The organism is Peptococcaceae bacterium (assembly GCA_024655825.1).
GTDB lineage: Bacteria > Bacillota > Peptococcia > DRI-13 > PHAD01 > JANLFJ01.
In genome coordinates, this window is the sequence record JANLFJ010000014.1 from 46,477 (window position 1) to 68,170 (window position 21,694).

Consider the following 21,694-nt stretch of genomic DNA (forward strand, 5'->3'; position numbering starts at 1 on the left):
CAAGTTCGTGATCCGCGACGACGACGCGCAGGTGCTGTTCCGTCCGCGCCCGCAGCTGACCCAGCGCGAGGCGGAACGCGGGATGGCCCTTTTGGGGGAGAGGGACTATCGCCTGCTTTCTTTTCTCCGCCGACACCGTTTTATGACCAGGTATCAAGCCGAGAGGCTGTTTTTTGATTCCCCGGTGCAGAGCAAGCGGAGGTTGAAATTCCTGGACAAGATCAGGGCGATAAACCGCCTGGCGGTGAAGTGTTCCACTTATTTCCCGCCCGTTTACATGCTGGATATTACTGGTGCCCGTTTGGTTGGCCTGAGAAACTGTTGGGCGGACGTGCAGGACGTAAACGCGATCTGCAAATACCTCCAGCTGACGGAAATCTACATCATGCTCTCTCCGGGAATAGTATCCTATCGCGTCCGGCCGAGGTTTAACACCCATAAGGGATTTTATATGCCGATGGCCGAGTTCGATTACGCCGGGGTGGGAGGCCGCGAAAGGAAGCTGATAGTCGATATTCTAAGACCCGGCGATGACGACCTGGACCGCAAGCTCGGCCACCTCTGCGCCCTGCTCGACGAACCTTCGTCGCACTTCGAGGAGTTCCCCGCGTTCGTTTTGAACTGCTGCGACGAGCGCCAGATCAGGGTTGCTGCGCGGTGTCTCTACGAACACGCCAGGAAGGTCGCCTTCACCACCGACGACCTCCTCTATGAGGGAGACTTGAATAAAGCCTTTCTCATGTGGAACGGGGGGAACATCGAGCCGATACCAGACCAGGAATTCTTCCTTCCCAAGAAAAATTCCACGAATAGGGTATTGACAGATTCCTAGTCTTTGGTAAAATGTATGTGACGGTTTTTGCCGTCGCCCTGCTGGACCGCACGGTCTGTAACCTTCTCACAGGCTTTAAGCCTGTAAAACAAGCAGCCCGCGAGACGGGACGCGAGAACCTTCGACTCCAAAGGTCTTAGTTTGTCTTTCTACAACCTAACGACCTTAACCCATTAAAACCTCCGATTCGCCTCGGAGGTTTTTGTCTTTTTCCAGGTTTTTTCTGAGTCGAACATATGTTCCTGGCGCAAGCCGGGAAACCAAGCGGCCGGAAAATCCAGCCGTAAGAAACAGCGGGGCTTCGACGAGAACGATAGTCCCAGAACCAAGCGGCCTGCGGGACGGGCCGTGAGAAACAATTTTTTCCTGGTGGTCGGCGCAGGTTCGACTCCTGCACCCCGAATAGGGTGGGCTTGAAACCGGACTGTGAAACGGCGTGTTGGTCACACGAAACGCCACAGCGAGGCGATGCCTGCCGGGGATCCTGAGCAGGTTCTGCGATGGGGGCCACCATCGCGCCACCAGGGAATTTCCCCCTACGGGGACAAATCAAAACAGCCGCACCCGGGCGGCTGCGCCTTCTCAATAATTTTTAGGGAGGTGAAAGCAGCCATCGCCGGGAGGCGGCTGCATCAAATGTCAAAAAGTTTCTTTGTAGACGGGGTTGAGATCGTCAACACCACCCCGCACCTCATCAACTTCCTGGATTCTTCTGGGGATGTCCTGGTAATTCCATGCTCGGGCGTCGTCATAAACGCTCGGGCGGTGGAATCTGACGCAGGAGAAAGGGGATTGGCCAAGCTGGTGAAAACCAGCTTCATTGCCGATCCCGAGTCGGAAAAAGCCCTTTCTCTTTTAGAGGCGGAGCACCCGGGGGCCATAATCGTCGGCAGCATCATCGCTGCCCAGGCGTTCCCCGGGCGGGTATTCGCTATGACCCCCGCGCCGGGGTTTGAGCGGGTCCCCCCGCAAGAAAAGAGAATGAACCCCCGGAAGTTCACCACCTTCTAGGGGGGCAAAATTCACGGTGGCATGGCATTTTGGGCACCGCACACGAGAGCCTTTCTGCGGCCGGGGTGCGCAACCGCAGGACGCCGAAAGCCGGGCAACGAACCAGTTGTCGACCCGGATGCGTGTGGCACATCAACTGGCGGCGAAAGGACGGCAACCCACCCGCCGGGGACCGTCTCCGTTTGGAACAACGATGGGCGCAGACACCGCGCGTGAGAGAGGCCGAGGCCCAGCCGGGGGTGTGCAGGCTGGGCTACCTTCCACCGAACCCTCAAAAACTTTAAGCGGGCGGGATTGAAACCCCGTCCGCTCGGTTTTTAATCTTGGGTGGCCGCCAGGAGCCTCACCGACCAGGGGTTTTCTCCTTAAAGGAGGTGAGGCGGGATATGGCGCCAACGAAAGATTTTCAAGTCGCAAGACTTGTGATCCAGGTTGTTACCGCCATTCTTCTTATGGTGGAAGTCGTCATCGCCATTGTAGCTCTCGGTAAATAGTAGTAGACCAGGCAAACGCCTGGCCTGCTACCTGATTTACTTAAAGCCCCTGGTCGATGAGGCACTCCCCCCTGGTAGCTATCCACTCATATTATAACCGAACGCAAAAAAATTTCAACTGAAAGGAGGGCAGATTTGTCTTTCTGCAGTAAACGGGCCTGACCCCCAAAACACTACGAGCAGCTTTCGGCTGCTCGAATTTTTTTCAAAAAGGAGTGGTTCCTTGATGGACTTCGTTGAAAAACGGATCAGAGAGGAAAAAGAAAAAGAAACAAAAAGAATAGACCAGGCTCTTGCCAGGACCCCAAGGGAGTATCATGAGTTCATCCTGTTGTTAAAAGAAAACAAGAAGTTGTTTTCTTTTGAAGCAAAACTAAACGATGAGCTAAAGGATCTCGGGGCGTGGGCAAACAAAGAAGGAACCTTCCTCACTCTACAGCAGCCCTATATGTCCACCGCCGGGCGCACCCTGTGGTGGATGAAGGAGCACCAGAAAGAGGACGGCTCCTTCTATAAATTCGAAATTACGTCCAACCTGGACGACCTCTGCCGGATCATCGCGGAGAAGGGCAGCGCTCCTGCCCAGTTCCCGCTGGTGGTGAGGGTCAATTCCGAGAAGTTCGGCGTCCTGGAGGATGTTTCGGCCATCTTCTGGGGCGGTTCTGGGGCGAACAAAACCAACCCCGTCGAGAACGCCTACACCAGCGCCCTCGGCAGGATTTACGGCAGAGTGGGCATCGGGTTGCTCGGCACCGGCGTCGCCAGCGCCGAGGAAGTCGAAAACGCTCTCCGGCAGCAGGGCCTTCTGGCAGGTTCCGAGCCGGCATCCAATGCGCTCCCTAAAGCGGTCGGGGGAGAAGATGCCCCGCTAGATCGGTCGGAAGGGGGCAAGGTGCTGCAAATGCCGCAGCGCGACACCTTCACGGTGATCGGCGAAACGCGCCTGGTCAAACCTTACCGCATGGCAAGGGCAGTCAATTCCGCGGGCGAAGAAGTCGCGATCGCCGTGAACGTGAATAAAGGAGAGTTCTCCAAAGGCAGCGTCATCACCGGCACCTACCAGGTGAGCGAACCGCCGCGGGGCGACCAACCCGCCAGGCTGATAGTCGTCCCGACCAGCATCGAGAACCCAAAAGAAAAGGCTGTCGAAGAAGCACCGGCTACGGATGCGTCAGCTGAAGCACCGGCTGCTGCTGAAAAACCCTCGGCGGACGCTGAAATAACGGTCGTCATCACCAGCGACCCCAAAATCAGCGGCAAGTACCGTACCGCCTACGGCCGGACCGAGGACGGCCAGACCGTGAAGATAGTAGCGCTCGCTGACGCCCAGGAGTTCAAAAACGGTGACCGGCTTACGGCTCCATACGAATCCAAGAACGGCAAAACATTCCTGAATCTGCCCGTTCCGAAGAAGGCCGCCGAGAGCGGTGAGGCCCAAAATGCCAAAGCTGCCGAGGAAGCGCCGCTAGCCGCGTACACTCCAACTGCGGACACACCGGCTGAAGAAGCTGCGGATGCACCGGTTGAAGCCTCTCCTGCCGAAGAAACTTCGGGCAAGCCATCAGCGGACGCTGAGAAAAAGTCCGAACCGGCCAGGACACGCCGCGAGCTCGTCCTGACCGCTGCCTCTGACGCGAAAATCCGCCAGATGGAGCCAAATCCTCCGGCGTGCTACTTCGATGCCCGGGAGGGCGACCACGAAGGCGTCTGCCTCGTGTATATGGAACCCGGGGCCGCCGAGGTTTTCGGCCACCTCAAGACCGTGCAGCCGGGCGACCGGGTGAAGGGCATCTTCGAGGAAGTCGTCGGGATCAAAGGTTACAACTGGAATGTCGTGGAGTTCCACGGCATTACCAGGGGATAAAATTCAACGAACGTCCTGTTCGTAAGGGGAGATCGAAACCGTGCGTTTTGGTCTCCCTTTTTTTGCTTTAAAAAACCTCTAACGGGAGGTGCGGGCAATGCCCGAACTCGTAAAAATACTGAGCGGCAACAGCATTAAGAAGGCAGACGAGGATTTCGCGAGCGGCAAGGTGACCGGTGTGGGAATAAACGCCGACCCCATGTACTACGTCATCGAGTACGTGAGCAGCTCGGGCGAAAACCGGCTCCTGAAGTATATCCCCGGGGAAATCCCCCGCGTGGAGCACTTCTGCGAGGCGCTGAAAAACCCGTCCACGACCTGCCGCCATCTGGCCTACGGCTACATGGTGGAGAAACACCTGGAGGGTAAGCCCCCGAATCAGGTCATCTCGGTCGCCCAGGAGCCTTCTGGTCTGACCTACACCCAGGATATATCTCCGCGGACCATCCGGCGACCTGGCGACTTCAAGAAGGCCGTGTTCGCCGGGGCCAAAAGCGAACCGAAAGAACCCGAGAAACCCGTGAAGCCCGAGAAACCCGTGAAACCCGCAATGCTGTATTTCGACTTCACCGACCCCGACATCTTCGATGTCTACGAATACTTAAAGCGCGAGGGTATACCCGGGGAAATCATCTCGAAGGTGCTGGCCAACCGGAGAAAGGACTGTCCTCCGAAGCCCGAGCGGCTCTACCGCGGCCGCCAGACCGTCCAGTTCGGCCTGGTGGCGGCGCTGCTCCAGAAGAACATCGTTTTCTGGGGGCACAAGAGCACTGGTAAAGATACCCTCGTGAGCACTCTCTGCTGGTGTCTCGGGGCCGTTCCGCTGATGATCTCCGGCTACTCGGAGATCGCGGGCAAGGACGACCTTTTGTACTCCAGGGAGGCCGAGGGGAAGGGCGACGGGTCCTTCAAGACCTACCGGGAACTGGGCGTTCTGCCCCGGGCGATGATGGAGGGAAGAATTCTCGTCATCAACGAGGCCGCCGCCATCAAGCCGGAGGTGCTGGTCAGCATAAACCCGGCCACCGACAGCCGGCGCTCCATCTACATCCCGGGGCACGGGACGATAAAAGCCAGAGACGGGTTCATGGTGATCTACCTGACCAACACCGGGTACGAGGGCCTTTTTGGGACCAACGAGTCCACCTTCGACCGCACGGTGGCCTGGGAGACCACCTACGACCCCGAAGCGTTAAAAGAAATTCTCGACGAGATGCTCCCCGAGGACAAGGTTCTCGTGAAACAGTTATGCAAGGTGTTCGGCGACCTCATGGAAGCGGTCGGGAACCGGCGGCTCGACAGTTCCCGGGGGATTTCCTTCCGCGGCATCATCGACGCCGTAGACCTGTATATAATGAGCGGCGGTGCGATCCCAATCGAGGTTTGCCTCCGCGCCGGGATTTCCAACAAAATCCTGGAGTCGAAGGAGCTTTCCGAGGACCGAAAGACCATCGACGACTTGATCGACGGGGTCTTTAAGGAAAAGGGCGGTGATTGATGGTGAGGGACATATTCTCCGCCGAAACCGTCCGCTTGAGGCTCCAGCGGCTGGCCCAGATCATCACCCGTTCCAACTGCGTGGTGAAGATCGCGTCAGACGGGGCGGCGCACACCGACGGCAAAACCATCTCCATCGACCCCAGGCTCGCCGGGAACGACTCTCCCGCGAAAATCTGGGTGAGGCTGCTGGCCCTCCTGCACCACGAGGTCTACCACTGCCTCTGGTCGGATTTCAGGGCCAGAGAGAAGATGATCAAGTCCCTGCCGCCGGGCCTTCAAAGCCTTGGGGCGATTGTCAGCAACATCCTGGAGGACGGTAGAATCGAGCTTCTGGGGACTCTCGACCGCCCTGGCACCAGGAAGTGGATAGGGTTCGTCAACGAGGAGAACTGGCAGCGGCAGGAGGCCAGCGGCGACATAAAAAAAGACCTGCTGGCGTCCCTAATCTCCAGGGCCACGCTCGGGAAAGACATAAAGGGCTTAAAGCCGGAGCACGCTGAGATTTTAGACGGCGTGCAGGAACTCCTCGACCGGGGGGTAACTTCCGGGTCCTGCAGGGAGTGCATGGAGTGCGCTGCGGAAATTACGCGCGTAATCTCCAAGCACCTCATAGACCCGAAGGATATTGATTTCGGCAAGCCCGACTTCCCCAAAACCGAGGGGAAGGATGCTCCCGGGGAGCTTGCGGAGCAGGCCCGGGAACTCAGGGCGAAGAAGCCCGAGAAAAAAGGCTCGGGAGATAAGAAACAGGCTGAATCCACCGTTGAGCGCACGAAGAAATCTTCCGACGAGAAAAAGGACGGCTCAGCGGAGGATAAACGGGCGGACGGGGATGACGATTCCGATGGTTCCTCTCCGGGAGATTCCGAGGGGGACGCTGACGAATCTTCGGGCATCTCCGGCGATCCTTCGGATGATGACGGGGACGGCTTCGGCGATTCCGACGACTCCTCTGCAGGTGATGAAGGGAGTACCGGCTTCGGCGAACCCCCGAGAGCCGAAAAAGGCCCCGGGTCGGACAAAGATAAACCCGATTCGGCCGCCTGTTCTCCCGACACCCTGACCGAAGAAGAAATGACGGAGCTGCTGGCGGGCGCGGAGAAAGAAATCTCCGGGCTGCTGGCGCTTGAGAAAGACAAAAACAAATACGAGGAAATCCCGCTGGGGGATGTAAACCTCGGGATAAGGCTCGTAGAAACCCCTGGCAAATCTATGCCAAGCAAGTATCAGAGCGAAATCCAGGCTAAAATCATGCCCCTCGCGCGAAGGCTGGCCAGACTATTAAAACCCCTGTTCACCCCGCGGCGCGAGGATACGATGTCGGGTTTGCGGCGCGGTTCGCTCGACCCGTCGGAGGTCTGGCGGCTGCCCAAACTCGGTGACGACGCGGTGTTCGAGCGGAGAAACCAGCCTTCGCACAGGCTGGACGTGGCGGTGTTCTTCCTCATCGACCAGAGTGGGTCGATGAGTCATGTGGGAAAATATCTCCACGCTCAAAAAGCCACCGCCATACTCGCAGAAGCGTTCTCGCTGCTCAGGGTGCCGTTCGCGGCGGTTTCCTTCTCCGCCTTGTTGTACGGCCCGCAAGTCTCCCACCGCCGCATTGTCGACTGGGGCAGCAGCGACTTCAGCCGCATCCCATCGATCTTTCCCGACGGGGACAACCGCGACGGGTACAGCATAAGGGTCGCAGCCAATGAACTCCTCCGCCGAAGGGAAAAAGTCCGCATCCTTTTCGTGCTGAGCGACGGCTATCCGGCCCACGCCTACGACAGCTATAAGCACAGTCGCGGTGTCAACGACACCCGCCCGGCGGTCAAGGAGGCGACCAAACGCGGGCTGATCGTCCAGGGCGTGCTGGTGAGCAAGGATGGTTCCGACCAGGAGGCGGCCATGTTCATCTACCCGAACCTCCTGATAGTGGAGGATTTCGACCGCCTGCCCGACCAGATCGCGTACAAAATGCGCCAGCTGCTGTCGCGTTTCAAGTGAGAGGGGGGATGACGATGCCGCCAAGGAGAAACGGATGGTACGAAGTGGACCGGAACTCCCGCTGTCCCTGCTGCGGGCAGGATCACTGGTGCGGGTACAACGAGCGCGGCGTGGTCTGTATGCGGACGGAGAACGGCAAACCCACCTCAAACGGCGGTTGGTTCACGTCCTGGGCCTCGCTTCAGGTGGTTCCGCCAATTCAAACAGCGCCCGCTGACAGCGAAACCTTTCCCCAGACCGTGGGCCTGGCCAGACCGGAGAGGCTCAACCGGGTGTACTCGACCTGGTTGAAACTTCTCCCCTGGAAGCACCAGGAGCACATGCTGGGGAGGGGCATGGGTCAGGAGGACCAGGAGCGGCGCGGATACCGGTCTTACTTGCTCGACCCGCTGGGAGCCTGCGAGCTGGTGCGGGAACTGGTCGCCAGGGTGGGGGAGCCGGAGGGGGTGCCCGGGTTCTACCCCGTGAAAAGGGGCTGGTCGTTCTACGCTCCCCGGGGCATCCTGATACCCGTTAAAGACCGGGAGGGCAGGATCGTCGCCTTAAAGGTCAGAAGGGACGACCCGAACGCCCGCGGGCGCTACCAGTTGGTCTCCAGCGTCCGAAGGCGTGGCGGCGCATCGCCAGGACTGCCAGCGCACTGGGCTTTCCCGAAAACCCTGAAACGGCAGGACATCCTCGGCATAACCGAGGGCGAAATCAAGGCCGACATCGCCGCCGACCGGCTGGGGATCGTGTTCGTGTCGGCTCCCGGGGTCTCGAACTGGCGGTCGATCCTTCCCGTCCCGACCGAGAAGGTCGTGATCTTCTACGACCAGGACGAGAAGGCGGGGGTGCGCCGCATCGTCGAGCGGCACAAGAAGATGCTCGCCGACGAGCTTAAAAGAAGCGGCGTCAAGGTCTGCCTGGCCGAGTGGAACCCCAGCTACAAGGGCATCGACGACGCCCTGGTAGCCGGAGAAAAAATAAAGCTGATTCCAGCTTAACTTAAAAAGGGGAGGTGAATCCCCCTACCAGCAGGCGGGGGGAGAACCCTCCCGCCCCTGGCAAGGGGAGCCTAAATGTCTGAAACAATTTCCGCCGGGTTATCCGCCCGGGAGATCGTCGAGAAGGTTCTGGAGAACGAGGGCAAGGGGGTATCCTTCTCCCGACTCACCCTGGCCGACTGCCTGCACGCTTTCCGCGAGAGGTACGTGCTGGAACGGCCGGAGGAGGAGACCGAGGCCGCCCAGTTCGGGGGGTTCGTCCACGAGCTGGCCGAGCGGAGCATCATGGAGGAGATCGACCCGTCGAGGTTCGCCGACGCGATCGCGGAGAAGTACCCGCTGGTGCCGGGATACCGCATCGGCGAGGCGGTCTACATGGCCCGAAACGCCCTGGCCAGGGTGGAAAAGCGCTTCGAGGTTGAGGTCGAAAAGACCTTCGTGAGGGAACTTCTCGAAATCGACGGCCACGTTGTCCGTATGAACGGGCGCGTAGACCGTCTGGAGATGAACCCCTTCGACCCGAAGGTGGTTGACCTAAAGACCGGGGTCTACTTCAACCCCGCCAGGACTCACCAGCTGCCGCTTTACTTCTGGGGCCTGGGGCTTGACGAGGGGACAGGCGTGCTGCACTTCCTGCGGTTCGACGAGTGGGCGGAGACGCCCATCGATCGCGGCCGCATCGAGGCGGCCCTGGAGTGGGCGCGAAAGCAGGTCAAAAGGATTTACGACGCCGCCCTAAAAAATGAGTGGCCGGCGGCGGAGTGCGAACACTGCAAATACTGCGGGTTCCGCGACACCTGCCCCATCGAGGGCAAGCGCTGCCCGCGCTCCCTCAAAGAAGCGACCCGGCTGGCCAGCGAAGCCTTCCAGATGAAAGAGCGGGTTTCCGAGCTTGAGATGCTATTAAGGGCCTACGTCGAAGCGACCGGCGCTCCGGTGCCGATCGAGGCGGAAGGCGGGGAGGGGAAGGTGTACGACTTTTCCCCGTCCAACGAGTACGAGTTCGACGTGGCCAGGGTCCTGGACTTCTGCATCGAGAACGGCCTTCCGCTGGCGGAAGTGCTTTCGATCAACTACCGGGGAGTGAAGAAACACCTTTCCCGCGGCCTTGACGCCGTGGTGAAGGTCAAGCCTTCGACCCCCCGTTTCGGGGTGAAGTCGAAGTTCTCCCGGAACGGGAAAGGCTGACTTTTAAAACGCCCAGCCTGGTCTGGGCGTTCCCTGACCGCCTGATTGGTCGGGCGGTGAGGAAACGTCCAATTCCAGGGTTCCTGGTAAATAAATTCATTAAACGCGCCAGGAGCGCGAACCAAGCCGACTCAAAAACAGGAGGTGAAAAACGGGAGCGAAAGCTCCGCACGCCTTCGGGCGAACCAAACGTCTCGCTTGGACGGGACGCGAAAAAAGGAGGTCTGAAAAATGGCTGGTGGAATCGATTTCACCGCTCTGCTCGCCGAGCCGTCCACCCTGGGCGCTCTCGTTTGGTTCAACGCCGACGAGCACAAGCGCTACCACCGGGAGGACATCCGGCGGGCGCTCGAAAAGCACGGCTTCTCCGTCGACTTATATCTCCCTCCGCCGCCGAGCAGGGTGGACATCTTCAAAACCGCCTGCTCCAGCGTGGAGAGGAAGAAGCAGAAAGACGGGGGAGAGGACGGGGTGTACGTCGACATCCTGGTATCCGGCACCAGGAACGACGCCAAGGTCTGCGTTCGCCACATCACTCGTCGGGAAAGGGACGCGAAAAACGTGGAGCTCCGGCACCCGGAGATCGCCCGGGCGGTCTACGACAAGGACTATGGCAAGCTCACCTTCGAGGGGGAGAACGAGAGCCTGTCCGGCATCTGCGAAACCATCCGCAGGAACTTTTTAGAGTGGCAGGACACCTATTCCGTGGGCGTCGTGCGGGATATGTTCCGCACCATCGCCAAAAACGAGTGCCACGGGCAGAAGTTCCGCAAGAACGGCGGGTTCTTCGTCCCCCTGGGGAAGATGGAGGTGTGCGCCAGGCTGGAGGGCCTCATGCGCGACCTCGGCTGCGAACCAGACGTCCTGGAGGTCGCCAGCAAACCCAAAGCCCGCGCCTCTTTGAGAGAAAAGATGGCGGCGGCGCTTATGGAGGAGGCGGATGCCCTGGTTGCAGCTCTCGGGGACGCAAAGAACGTGGCCGAAGTCATGGCCCTCTCGTCGAGGGTGAACGCTCTCCGAGAAAGCGCCCGCATCAACGGCGAGGCGCTGCTCACCGAGTTTACCGAAGTCTTGGTGAGGGTAGAAAAAGTAGGCCAGTTGGTCAAGAAGAAACTGGCCGCATAAAACAAAACGCTTGAAAGGAGCGAAACGAATGACAGAAAAACAGACGGCGGAAAACAACGGCAAAAAGAAGGGTGGCCTTTACCTGAACGAGGTGATCCGCCTGGGGAACCTGACCAAAGACCCGGAGGTGAGGGTTTTCCCTGGCAAAGATGGCGGCGAACTCGTCAAGTGCACCTTCACCATCGCCACCAACATTCCTCACCCGACGAAGGACCTGGTTCTTTTCACCGACGTCGTGGCCTGGGGAAAGCTCGCCGAAACCTGCGGCAGTTTCTTGAAAAAAGGCCGCTTGGTACTCGTGGTGGGACAGGAAATTCCCGAATACTACGAGAAGGACGGCCAGAAGCGAGTCAAAAAGCACGTCCAGGCCGAGAAGGTACGCTTCGGCCCCAGCCCCAAGAAGGAAAACGGTTCTGCGCCTGATTCTTCGCCCGCTGAGGACGAAGGCCCGATCGACTGGGACCAGGTTCCTTTCTAGACGCTGAATACTTTGCAAAACGAGGAGGTCCCAAAGGGGATTTTAAGGCCCCGGGGATCTCCTTTGTTTTTGCAAAACTTTTAACTCCAAAGGAGGTAACGGATATGAAATTGGTGGCCATCGTCGGCATAGGCGGCCGGCTGGTGCCGGTCGAGCACAACCTGCCGGACGGCAGGGCCTACGCTAAATTGGCGCTCTACAAATCCTCCGGCATCAGGGCCATTCTCGTTGACCAGGATGGGGAACACCGGTCCGGGAGCTTCGTCTCCTGCGACTGTTCTGAGTGTCGGGTTGCCTTGAAGAAGGCGTTCCCTGCTCGCCGCGCCTCGTGAGGAGGGGGTTTAGATGGGCGCACAATCGCTGAAAATCTTCTCCCGGGTGGAAGTTTCCTTTACTGCCCAGGATGTCCTCCGCTTAAAGCCCGATATGTCGGAGGAGCAGGCGGCCCGTTTTCTGGAGGCCAACCGCACCTTCATCGAGAAGGAGATGGCGCAGGTCGGGGAGCTGGCCATACTGGGGTGTCTTGCCTACTCGAAACTTAAACAGGTAAGGAGGGGTTGAACAAATGTTAATATCCATAATACTTCACCTGCTTCCCTTCCTGATAATGCTGGGATTGTGCGCTGAATTCATCAGCAACTACCAGCCACAAGAGGAAACCGAAAAATAATCGAGGAGGTGAAGCCTCCCTCGGACGGCTGAGGGGGGCTAACCCCCGCCGTTCGCGGGGGGACTCCATGAAGCAGTTTTGCATGGATTACCTCCTGGTTCTGTGGGTGATCGTCCCTTACGCCATCGCTGCCTGTCTGCTGTTTCTCGGCCCTGGTTTAATCAGCGAGTCGAGGGAGAAGGCGGTGAGGCTTGAGAGGAGGATCGGCGCCCGCAGGGCCAGGCGTAAAAAAGCGGCCTGAATACGGCCATACGGGCACGGCCCGTAACTTAAAAAAGCCCCGTGATTAAGCACTCAAGACTCGAGAGGGGGATGATTCCATGATCTGCTTCGACATATGCAACACCGTCGCCAACGTCAACCCGCTGGTCAAAGCGCGGTTCGGCGGCGACAGGTATAGGATACTTCCGATTCCCGAGGATTTTTGGACATCAGCGGAAGGGTTGTCTATCTTCCGCGATGCCGAGCCTCTTGACCACGCGGCCCAGACCGTCAACCGGCTCGCGGCGGTGTACGGCGGCGTCACCTACGTCACCAGCCGGCCCAAGCGGTCGGAGCTGGTGACCCGCTCGTGGCTCAAGTGCCACGGGTTCCCGAAGGGAGAGGTGATCTTCTGCTCACGGGAGGAGAAAATTAGGGTCCTCCAGGAGAAGAAACCTTCTCTCATTGCGGAGGACGACCCCGTGGTGGTAAAGGGTTTGAAGTCTCTCGGCGTCCCGATCCTGGTCTACCAGTGGGAATACAACGAAGGCATCCGGGGAGATCGGATCATACCTGTCCGGAACTGGAAAAACTTCGGCTCGCTCGGGGGGGAAATTTATGGGGCGGTGTAAGCAGATTCTCCCCCTATTGCAAGAAGCGATTAGTAAAACTGGCGGGGTTGCCAAAAACATTGGCTCGGTTCTATTCGGCGAGCTATTTGCTCCAGAGATGCGTGTGTTCCTCATCGCCTTTGAGTTAGAAGGCAGACTCATTATAGAGGAATATATGGGTTCAAAAACGAGTGTCTTCTTTTTTGACGCTTTCGGTGCCAGGAGAGCGGTTATCGTCGTCCTGGACCCGGAGGCGTTCCTGGCAGAGGCCAAGGTATGGGGAAGGAGGGAAACATGCGAATAGCTGGCATATCGAAGGGAAGCATCGTTGACGGGCCTGGCATCAGGGCGGTCGTGTACTTCCAAGGGTGCAAGCACAAATGTCCTGGCTGCCACAACCCCGAGACTCATCCTATGGACGGCGGGGTGGAGATGATGGTTGACGAGATCGTTTCCTATCTCGACTTTTCCCACCTGCGGGGGGTGACTCTCTCCGGCGGTGATCCGTTCTTCCAGGCTGCCGAGGCGGCAACGCTGGCCAGGAAGATAAACAGTATGGGCTTCGACGTTGTAACCTATACGGGCTTCACCTGGGAGCAGCTCGTCAGAATCGCCGAAAGCGATCAGGGGTTTAAAGCTCTGATCGAAGCCAGCTGGCTTATTGTCGATGGCCCGTACATCGAGGCGCAGCGCCACTTGAACCTGGCGCACCGCGGTTCCAAAAACCAGCGGATAATCGACGTCAAGCGCTCCCTGGAAGCTAACGCTGCGGTTCTGTGGGAACCGCCAAGCTACGGCCCGCCACTGCCTACAAAGGCGATTACGGCCCTGGAGGAGGCTATGGGCAAAACCCTTGAAATGAGTACGGTTTAAAACCGAAAGACGGCCGCGCGGCAGGCCCCTAAAACAACACCAGGAGGTGGAAGGGATAGTGGGTCGGGCCGCGAGGCCCACTGTCCTGCAAAACGATAAGCTACCCTTTTTTTCTCGTAATGTTCCCATCCTCTTTTTTTTCCTCTAAAACTAGCCTGCCAAGCGAGATTAACACTCTCTGGAGTCCCCGTGGCATTTCATCAAAACTTACTTCCTTGTCTACGACTATTTTTTTGGGGTCTTGAATTGGCCTCGGCTCATCTATAATACCGAGGATGTAGTCTGCGCTTACGTTTAGCAATTTACAATACTCTACAAAGACATCAAAATCTATTGCTCTCTTTGCAGTTTCGTAGAGAGACATAACCGCCCGCTGTTTACCCAACAGCGAACCAACCTCATCCAGACTGAGGTTCTGCGCCACCCTCATACCGCGTAATCTGCGGCCCATCAATTTTCTCCTCTCCAGGCTCCTTTCTTTACGCTCTCCCATGTTGCACCTCCATCTGCGAAAACATTATGTAACTATCAGTTGTCAAAAAAGGAAAATACCTAAATTAAAATATTGACACTCCGGAAGCCTTAAGTATATTATATACGTAAAGACGTAATTACAAACACTTACATAACAAAAAATTTTAAGCATCAAAAATGTTCTATTGTGAGGACGCTCGAATGACCTTTTTGGAGGTTCTCGCACAACTCAAGCAAGCGAGAAGATCGGCCTGTCATTACAGGAAGCAAATTCTTGGCCGAACCGATCTGTTTCGCGAGAATAGGCGGATGTACTTTGAGGCCAGGCATTTGTCCTCCTTAGTCAACAATGCTCGTTATGCGGAGTCCCAGCTTAGTGTTGCAGGCGGGGAGCCCCTGCTCCCTGGATGGCTCGATGGGTTGACCTCCTTCGAAAAGATTGTATTCAATCGAGTGTACGATAAAGGGATGGGTTTTTTCAGCATCGCAAAGGATTTTGGTGTAACCGCGTGCGATGTAAAGAAAAGCTGGCACTCGGCACTCAGAAAGGTGCTTGCTGCCATCACTCCGCCTTCTAAGGCTAAATTAAACATAACTCTCAACCCTCGGTGCAAGCCAGCGGTTCCGGGAAAGGGCGACTGGTATGTCGTCCAGGTGCTAACGGGCAGGGAAGAAGAAGTTGCTCACTACATACGCCAGGAGTTGCCCGATTTCCTCACCGGGGCGATAGCCGCGACCGCCAGAGTGGTAACGATGTCCAAAGACGGTTTCAAGGAGAGCTACGAAACCGCCATCAAAGGTTACATATTCGTCCAGGCTTACTCCATGACCCCCGAAATATACCACTGGCTCAAGGGCCGCCCGGGGGTAATTGGCGTATTGAGCATGAAACCATTGTCCAGGAAGGAGGTTAAAAACCTCCTTCGCCTTTGTAACATAAAGCCCCAGGCACGAGTCAAATGTTCAGACCGAATCCGCGCGTTCCTTGAGGAGAAGCGTGCGCCCGTCGTCGAGGTCATCACAAGGGGGCAGCGCTTCTTCCAGTTCCCTTTGGACCTACTACGCGTGAAGGGAGGCCCAAAAGAAAATCGGGCTGGACCTGCGCCGCCTCTCATAGAAGGAGTTGTTGCGTTTGCTATTACATAGCCTTTTCGGGGGCCAAAGGTAACGTGGAACGCGGGCGCGATACAAGAAAAGATTAAGTTGTAAAACCCAAGATGCGCAAGGCGCTGGAAATCTCAACAGGGGCGCTACGCGCTGGGAGACAAACAAATAGGAAACCTGGGGGGTGGGCGTAGCCCAACCTTTTTTTACGTGTTGATAATCATTTTAAACCCTTTTTAGCGTATCCGGCAAATTAAAAGTTACGCGCGTAACCCAAATTAAAGAAAGAGAGGTGGCAGTAGGTGGAGATCAACGGGCAAGTGACCAAAATAATCTACTCCGGCGACAACTTCATGGTCGCCAACTTCAAGACTCGCGGCGAAACAATCAGGATAACCGGCCCAATGTTCGGCATAAGCGAAAAAGAGGAGATAACCGTCCGCGGTCAGTGGGTCGTTCACCCCATCTACGGCCGCCAGTTCAAGGTGGAGACCTGGGAGAAGGTCATCCCCACCCAGCGCACGGAGGTAATCCGATACCTGGGGAACCTCGTGGGCAAAGTGACCGCCCAAAACATCGTCGACTGCCTCGGGGAAAACTGCATCTCCACCATACTGGAGCAGGGGCCTGGCTGCCTGCTCCCCATTTCTGGGATAGCCGAAAAGCGGGCGCAGAGAATCTGCCGTAAGATAAACGACAACTTCGAGTCCTACCGAGTGGTGGCCAGGCTTTTGACCTACGGCCTCACCGCGCATACGGCGATGAAGGCTTACCGTCACTTCGGCCCCAACGCCGCCAACCTGATAGGGTTCAACCCTTACCTGCTGACCGAGCTTTCGATGGTCGGGTTCGAGGCGGCGGACAAAATCGCCATAAAAATCGGTATCGAGAAAGACTCTCCTTTTAGGATCAAGGCCGCGATATGCTACGTCTTGAGCGAGGCGATGGCAGGCGGCCACTGTTTTTTGTTTGAGGGGGAGCTGGCAAAGAAGGTAGTCGCCCTGCTGAAGTGCGACGTAGACGATGACGTGGTAAAGAAGCTCATCCCCGAGACCGAGGGAATAACCGTCGAGGCCGGCGCTGTGTATTTCAAAACCGTCTACCACGCCGAGCGCAACCTGGCGGATTGCATCAGACGCCTGGCCATTAAGAGGAAAGCTCCTGACGTTTCTCGACTAATCAAGGAGTACGAGAGCAGAACGGGTATGACGCTGGCCGCCGAGCAGAGGCAGGCCGTGCGGGAGATCGTGGGCAACGACCTTCTGCTCCTGGTGGGCGGGCCGGGCACCGGCAAGACCGAGACCCTGCGGGCGATATATCACGTCTTTTCCCGACTTCACCCTGGCGGCAGGATAGGGGCTGCCGCCCTGTCGGGGAGAGCGGCCGGGCGTATCCGGGAGGCGACCGGGATAAACGCGGTCACGCTTCACTCCCTGCTGGGTATGAAACCGGACGGGCCGCCCGAGTACAGCTCCATAAACCCGTTGCCCCACGACCTGCTGATCGTGGACGAGGCATCCATGATCGACCTGAACCTGGCGTACAACTTCTTCACCGCCGTCAAGAAGGGGGCCAAGGTGCTCCTAGTAGGAGATAATAACCAGCTTCCCAGCGTGGGGCCGGGCAGAATCCTGGCCGACCTGATCAGCGCCGGGCTGCCCAGGGTGGAGTTGAAGTACAACTTCCGCCAGGCTGAAGGTTCATCCATAGTGTCCAACGCTCACCTGGTGGTAAACGGCAGAATGCCGGAGTTCAACAACCGCGACTGCGTTTTCCTCCACCGCGACTCGTACCAGGAGGCGGCCGCGACCGCCGTCGAGGTCGTGAGAAAGCTGATCGAGCGCGGGTATGACCGGGATGACATTCAGGTTATATCGCCGGGCAAGAAGCACGAGTCCGGCACCAGGAACCTCAACCTCCTCCTCCAGGATGCCTTAAACAGGGACGGTCGAGTCATCGAGGGCACGAAGTTCAGGATAGGCGACCGGGTGATCCAGACGAAGAACAACTACGCCAAGGGGGTCGCCAACGGCGACGTGGGGGTCATCGTCGGGGAGGAGGACGGGGAGGTAACGGTCAAATACTTCGACCGCGAGGTAATTTACGACCAGGACGAGCTGGACGAGGTGGCCCTGGGATACGCCATAACCGCGCACAAGAGCCAGGGTTCCGAATACAAGGCGGTGGTCATGGTTTTGACCGCCCAGCACTACGTCCTGCTGGCCAGAAACCTCCTCTATACCGCGATGACCAGGCCGAAGGAGAAGCTCGTGGTCATCGGGACCAAAAAGGCCCTGGGTATTGCCGTTAGGAACAACCGGCCGGTCATGCGCAACACCAGGTTGCAGGAACGGCTGCTCGGCATATCGTTTCTGTCCAGGCCCAGGACGAAAGAGATGCAAGACCTCAGCGCCCTGCTGCTGTAAGACTAACAGCGGGCGAACAAAAACCTGACCGGGAACACCCGGTTTTTTCTTTGGAAAAAGGGGGCGTTATGAGCAACGTCTTGATGCTTCAGAAACCCGTGCGTCTGAACGGGCGGAGAGAGATAGCCGAAGTAAAGTCAATCGCGTGCGAAAGGTGCGGCCGCCCGGCGTTTGGCGACCCTCACCACATCAAGTCCAGGGGAGCCGGAGGCGGTAACAACCGGGAAAACCAAATCCAACTTTGCGGCGACTGCCACCGCGACGCCCAGGAGTACAAGATTCCTCAGCACGAGCTGGTCGTCCTGGTCGCCCAGAGGGAACAAAAGACCATAGGCCAGGTTTACGGGGCCATCGGCCTTTCAATTCCGCCCGAACACGAAATGGAAAAAGACGTGATTCCCGGCCCTAAAGACCCATTCGACCTGATGAGCCTGGATGAGCTGCTGCAGGTCGTCATAGACCACAAGCAGAAAACCGACGAGTGTCAGTTCCTCCAGGGCAAAGCCTTGAAACACGCCATGTCGAGAGGGGTTAAGGCGGGCTACCTGGCATCCCAGACCAACATAAGTACATCCCAGATAAGGGTCCTGGTCAAAGTCTACGAAGCCTTCCCCGACGAAGGTTCGCGGGTGGCGGAACTTAGCTGGTCGCACCACAAGATCGCCGCCTACACCTCCGACCCGGCTCGCTGGATCGAAACGGCCGCCGATCAGGGAATGAGCACCCGGCAGCTGCGGAAGGCGGTAATCGACGAAGAAGGCTCCGAAGAACACAAGAAAGAGGCCCTGAAGGAAAAAGAAAGAGAAATAGAACGGGCGAAATCCGTCCTCAAGGAAGTCAGACTGGTAATCGCCCGCGGAGGCGTAGCGGCTCGGTGGCTGAATTCAGAGCTGCGGAAAATCATCGACGCATCAGCTGCATAAAGGGGGGGTTAAGCTGAACGTAATGGTTTCAAACCACGCGATAACCCAGTATGCGAAAAAGATGTTCCTGGGCAAAGAAGTGTCCAGGGAGACCATCCGCCAGATTTTAGCCGAGATCGTCGTTAAGGGCCAGCGCGTTTGCCAGCGGCCTTCCCGTGACGGTTGTTCAAATTTTGAGGTAAAATATAAGGGGTTGTCGGTAAATGCTTCTTTCGAGCCGGATAGGGTTATAGTTGTCACCTTCCTCGGGGATCGGACCTACCGGGGATGGGCAAGGGAGAAGGAGATCAAGCCCAGGTACCCGAAAAGCATCAGAATTTCCGAGCATAACCGGTATTCGCGCAAACAGTACAACCGGAAAAGCAACACCGCCTGATACAACAACAGAAGGGAGCCATCGAAGATGCGAAAATTCTGGGCAGGAAGGTTCGACTTTCCGATGCCGTTTTTTCTAGGACACATGATACCCGCCGGAAAAAATGCTGATCTGACCAGGTATCACGTTGGGGTATGCGATGTTTCGGTGCTGGTCAAGCCGTCGGCCGAAAGATACCCCGACGTTCAAGTGACCATTTCCGAACGACCTGAAAGCGTTGGGAGCGTTGCTCGCCGGTTCGAGTACATAGCGACGGATGTCGTCAGGCTGATAATTCCCCACATCCTGTACGACAACTTCCCTGTCAACAAAATCAGGTGGTTTCTTGGGTTTTTTGGGATGGAGAAAAATACCGAGGAAGTGTCGCTGTCGTGGGACAGAAAGAAGAAGCGTTTTTCCGCGAACAGAAGGGTTCGTTTCCCTGTGCCCAAAGCCAAGGAAACACTCTCTGGCCAGGGGACCAGTTTCCAGGAAGCGCTACTGTTGCGGCAGTTAGGGGGGGATGCTTCATGGTAAGCAAATTGGAAAACCGTAGGATGCGTTTCGACTTCCAGATGCCTTTCTTTTTTGCGGGCGCGACGTTCGCCCTGGGGGTTTGTAACGTGACCGCGGTGGTAAAGCCGAAGCCCGACGAATATCCCGACGTTTTCGTCACCGCCAGGAAAGCGTTGCGTGTGCTGTGGAAGAATTCTAGAGCGTAGTATTTTACGTTGCGGCGCAGATGCTCCGCCACGTCCTGCCGAAAGGATTCCCTTTAAAAAACTTCAGGTTCTTCATACACATCCCTGGACAGAGAGGACTTGATGGGGTGACAATGGAAATCGGATTGGCAGCGTTTCAGAACGTGGCTTTTGAACACCCCGAACATCCCCCAGGAAAAAATCCGCTGGGTCCAGGAGGAGAACCCTCTTACCAGCGAGGTCATAATGGCGTGGGATTCATCCGAAAGGCGCTACACTCGTCCGAGTTGGCGTCACCTGAAAAAAACCAATGACCACCTCCCCAAGCCTCGCGGCAGAATTGTCCGTGGGGCTCTTTTTTTTGAGGAGGGATTTTATGCTCTGGAGGACACACGTTCTAGGCGGCGCTGCGGCGGGCCTGCTGGTATCCGAACCGTCTGCCGCTATTTCGGCTATGGCGGTAGGGGCGGCGGCAGCGCTTTTGCCCGACATTGACTCGCCGTTTTCCCAGGTCGGGCGCAGGGTATTCCCCGCGGCCTGGATACTGAAACTCACCGTTGGGCACCGGGGCGTGTTCCACAGCGTCCTGGCCGCAGCGGTGGTTGCAGCTGCGTCCTGTTTTATCCCGACCGACATCTTGCCGCCGGCGCTGATGATGAAGGCGGTCTTTGCGGGATACCTCTCGCACATCCTGTTGGACAGTCTATCTGGAGGAACCTATGCCTTCTACCCGTTACCTGCGAGGGTGGGGGTGTCGCTGGTGTCGACCGGCGGTTTCCTGGAAAAGATCGTCCTGTCGCCGGCGCTTTTGATAGCTGTCTGCTGGCTTGCTGTAGTTCGCAAAATGTACCTTTTGTGAACCAAAAGGGCTAAAATGGACGCAAAAGGTATACCTCCGGACGCTGCTAAGGGCACTTTTTGAGTTCGCAAAAGGAAAGAGGGAATGATTGTCGAATGGATATTTATATGGATACGTTTACCAGGTTCGGGGAAAGCCTGCTGGCGAGGGGCCTGTCTCCCAGCACGGCGGACATCTATCTTGGCCACCTGCGCCGGTTCTTGTCCTGGGTGGAGGGGACCTACGGCAGTTCGGACCTGGCGCTGGTAACGCCGCTGGACGTGGCCGACTACAAGCGTTATCTGCAGAACAAAAACCGCAAACCTTCCACGGTGAACAACGCCCTGGACGCCATCGGGAGCTTCTTCGCCTGGGCAAAGGAGGCCGGGGTTGTCCAATCCGACCCGTCCCGGGGTATAAAGCGCCTGAAAGAGCAGAAAAACGCCCCGAGGTGGCTTGATCGCAAGGAAGTGGGGGCGCTGTTCAGGGCCGTGCAGAGTTACGGGAATAGCAAAGAGCGGGCGCTAATGATACTGCTTTACCACACCGGGCTTAGGGTTTCGGAGGCGGTATCACTAAAAGTGGCCGACGTGGTGATCAGGGAGCGCTCCGGTTTCGTCTGCGTCCGCTGTGGCAAGGGCGGCAAGTACCGCGAGGTTCCCCTGAACGTGACGGTGAGAAACTTCCTGGCCGACTACCTCAAGGACCTTCAGGGCGACTGGCTCTTTCCGGGCAAGAACGGCCCGATGACCCGGAGGGCGGCGGAGAAGGCCCTGGCGAAATTCGCCAGGCTTGCTGGAATAGAAGCGACTCCTCACCGGTTGAGGCACACCTTCTGTAAGAAGCTGGTGGACGAGGGGGAGTCGCTGGATAGGATCGCTGCGCTCGCGGGGCACGAGAACCTGAACACCACCTCCAGGTACACCCGGCCGGGCCTGGCCGACCTCGGGGCGGCGGTAGAGAAGCTGGCGTGGGAGTAGTCAACCACCCCGGACTGAAGTCCGAGGCTTGTAAGCCTCTGGTTGACTAGCCTCAGCCACCGGGCAAG

Annotated in this window: 24 protein-coding genes and 1 pseudogene; 23 read left to right on the forward strand and 2 right to left on the reverse strand. The window is 57.5% G+C overall.

Features of this window, described 5'->3' with window-relative positions; genetic code table 11:
- Positions 1–7 precede the first annotated feature (7 nt).
- On the forward strand, positions 8–832 hold the full coding sequence (locus NUV48_07175) for a replication-relaxation family protein (protein MCR4441922.1): 825 nt from the start codon (positions 8–10) through the stop codon (positions 830–832).
- 165 nt (positions 833–997) lie between these two features.
- Here the strand turns inward: NUV48_07175 and NUV48_07180 are convergent, their stop codons facing one another.
- Complete coding sequence (locus NUV48_07180; protein MCR4441923.1) at positions 998–1,354, reverse strand: hypothetical protein; 357 nt, start codon at positions 1,352–1,354, stop codon at positions 998–1,000.
- Between the two features lie 114 nt (positions 1,355–1,468).
- On the opposite strand from NUV48_07180, the gene NUV48_07185 reads away from it, so the two are divergent.
- The 14 genes and pseudogenes from NUV48_07185 (at position 1,469) to NUV48_07250 (ending at position 13,708) form a co-directional block, all read left to right on the forward strand.
- Positions 1,469–1,843 (forward strand): hypothetical protein, encoded by a 375-nt coding sequence (locus tag NUV48_07185; protein MCR4441924.1) that lies wholly within the window; start codon positions 1,469–1,471, stop codon positions 1,841–1,843.
- A gap of 720 nt (positions 1,844–2,563) precedes the next feature.
- On the forward strand, positions 2,564–4,201 hold the full coding sequence (locus tag NUV48_07190; GenBank protein ID MCR4441925.1) for a hypothetical protein: 1,638 nt from the start codon (positions 2,564–2,566) through the stop codon (positions 4,199–4,201).
- Between the two features lie 97 nt (positions 4,202–4,298).
- The gene (locus NUV48_07195; GenBank protein ID MCR4441926.1) at positions 4,299–5,699 is read left to right on the forward strand and encodes a MoxR family ATPase; all 1,401 of its coding nucleotides are present in this window, start codon (positions 4,299–4,301) and stop codon (positions 5,697–5,699) included.
- A 35-nt stretch (positions 5,700–5,734) separates the two neighbouring features.
- Positions 5,735–7,693, forward strand: coding sequence for a hypothetical protein (locus NUV48_07200; GenBank protein MCR4441927.1), 1,959 nt, complete (start codon positions 5,735–5,737; stop codon positions 7,691–7,693).
- Positions 7,694–7,707: 14 nt separating this feature from the next.
- Entirely contained in the window at positions 7,708–8,679 is a 972-nt protein-coding gene (locus NUV48_07205) for a DUF3854 domain-containing protein (GenBank protein ID MCR4441928.1), read from the forward strand.
- A 75-nt stretch (positions 8,680–8,754) separates the two neighbouring features.
- The gene (locus tag NUV48_07210) at positions 8,755–9,867 is read left to right on the forward strand and encodes a PD-(D/E)XK nuclease family protein (GenBank protein ID MCR4441929.1); all 1,113 of its coding nucleotides are present in this window, start codon (positions 8,755–8,757) and stop codon (positions 9,865–9,867) included.
- 231 nt (positions 9,868–10,098) lie between these two features.
- The gene (locus NUV48_07215) at positions 10,099–10,992 is read left to right on the forward strand and encodes a hypothetical protein (GenBank protein ID MCR4441930.1); all 894 of its coding nucleotides are present in this window, start codon (positions 10,099–10,101) and stop codon (positions 10,990–10,992) included.
- Positions 10,993–11,020: 28 nt separating this feature from the next.
- Positions 11,021–11,470 carry a single-stranded DNA-binding protein gene (gene ssb, locus NUV48_07220; protein MCR4441931.1) on the forward strand — a complete coding sequence of 150 codons (450 nt, stop codon included), beginning with the start codon at positions 11,021–11,023 and terminating at the stop codon, positions 11,468–11,470.
- Between the two features lie 104 nt (positions 11,471–11,574).
- Complete coding sequence (locus tag NUV48_07225; protein ID MCR4441932.1) at positions 11,575–11,802, forward strand: hypothetical protein; 228 nt, start codon at positions 11,575–11,577, stop codon at positions 11,800–11,802.
- A gap of 13 nt (positions 11,803–11,815) precedes the next feature.
- Positions 11,816–12,031 (forward strand): hypothetical protein, encoded by a 216-nt coding sequence (locus tag NUV48_07230; protein MCR4441933.1) that lies wholly within the window; start codon positions 11,816–11,818, stop codon positions 12,029–12,031.
- Positions 12,032–12,207: 176 nt separating this feature from the next.
- Entirely contained in the window at positions 12,208–12,381 is a 174-nt protein-coding gene (locus tag NUV48_07235) for a hypothetical protein (GenBank protein ID MCR4441934.1), read from the forward strand.
- Between the two features lie 79 nt (positions 12,382–12,460).
- Positions 12,461–12,973 (forward strand): hypothetical protein, encoded by a 513-nt coding sequence (locus tag NUV48_07240; protein MCR4441935.1) that lies wholly within the window; start codon positions 12,461–12,463, stop codon positions 12,971–12,973.
- Positions 12,960–13,256, forward strand: a complete 297-nt coding sequence (locus tag NUV48_07245; GenBank protein MCR4441936.1) for a hypothetical protein — start codon at positions 12,960–12,962, stop codon at positions 13,254–13,256. Before NUV48_07240 ends, NUV48_07245 begins: the two co-directional genes overlap by 14 nt.
- Positions 13,229–13,708 (forward strand): annotated as a pseudogene (locus NUV48_07250) (4Fe-4S cluster-binding domain-containing protein). Before NUV48_07245 ends, NUV48_07250 begins: the two are co-directional and overlap by 28 nt.
- A gap of 217 nt (positions 13,709–13,925) precedes the next feature.
- Here the strand turns inward: NUV48_07250 and NUV48_07255 are convergent.
- Entirely contained in the window at positions 13,926–14,318 is a 393-nt protein-coding gene (locus NUV48_07255) for a helix-turn-helix domain-containing protein (protein MCR4441937.1), read from the reverse strand.
- A gap of 182 nt (positions 14,319–14,500) precedes the next feature.
- Between NUV48_07255 and NUV48_07260 the strand changes: the two genes are divergently transcribed.
- From NUV48_07260 to NUV48_07295, 8 genes are all read left to right on the forward strand, one after another.
- Entirely contained in the window at positions 14,501–15,445 is a 945-nt protein-coding gene (locus tag NUV48_07260) for a hypothetical protein (protein MCR4441938.1), read from the forward strand.
- 260 nt (positions 15,446–15,705) lie between these two features.
- Positions 15,706–17,829 (forward strand): ATP-dependent RecD-like DNA helicase, encoded by a 2,124-nt coding sequence (locus NUV48_07265; GenBank protein ID MCR4441939.1) that lies wholly within the window; start codon positions 15,706–15,708, stop codon positions 17,827–17,829.
- A gap of 68 nt (positions 17,830–17,897) precedes the next feature.
- A complete protein-coding gene (locus tag NUV48_07270; protein MCR4441940.1) occupies positions 17,898–18,752 on the forward strand; it encodes an HNH endonuclease in 855 nt (284 codons plus the stop codon).
- Between the two features lie 22 nt (positions 18,753–18,774).
- On the forward strand, positions 18,775–19,128 hold the full coding sequence (locus NUV48_07275; protein MCR4441941.1) for a hypothetical protein: 354 nt from the start codon (positions 18,775–18,777) through the stop codon (positions 19,126–19,128).
- A 27-nt stretch (positions 19,129–19,155) separates the two neighbouring features.
- Positions 19,156–19,644 (forward strand): hypothetical protein, encoded by a 489-nt coding sequence (locus tag NUV48_07280; protein ID MCR4441942.1) that lies wholly within the window; start codon positions 19,156–19,158, stop codon positions 19,642–19,644.
- The gene (locus NUV48_07285; GenBank protein MCR4441943.1) at positions 19,638–19,829 is read left to right on the forward strand and encodes a hypothetical protein; all 192 of its coding nucleotides are present in this window, start codon (positions 19,638–19,640) and stop codon (positions 19,827–19,829) included. The genes NUV48_07280 and NUV48_07285 overlap by 7 nt, the downstream gene beginning before the upstream one ends.
- Positions 19,830–20,184: 355 nt before the next feature.
- Positions 20,185–20,667: a metal-dependent hydrolase gene (locus NUV48_07290; protein ID MCR4441944.1), complete on the forward strand. Its 483-nt coding sequence runs from the start codon at positions 20,185–20,187 to the stop codon at positions 20,665–20,667.
- 59 nt (positions 20,668–20,726) lie between these two features.
- Complete coding sequence (locus NUV48_07295) at positions 20,727–21,626, forward strand: tyrosine-type recombinase/integrase (protein MCR4441945.1); 900 nt, start codon at positions 20,727–20,729, stop codon at positions 21,624–21,626.
- The last annotated feature ends 68 nt before the right edge of the window (positions 21,627–21,694 follow it).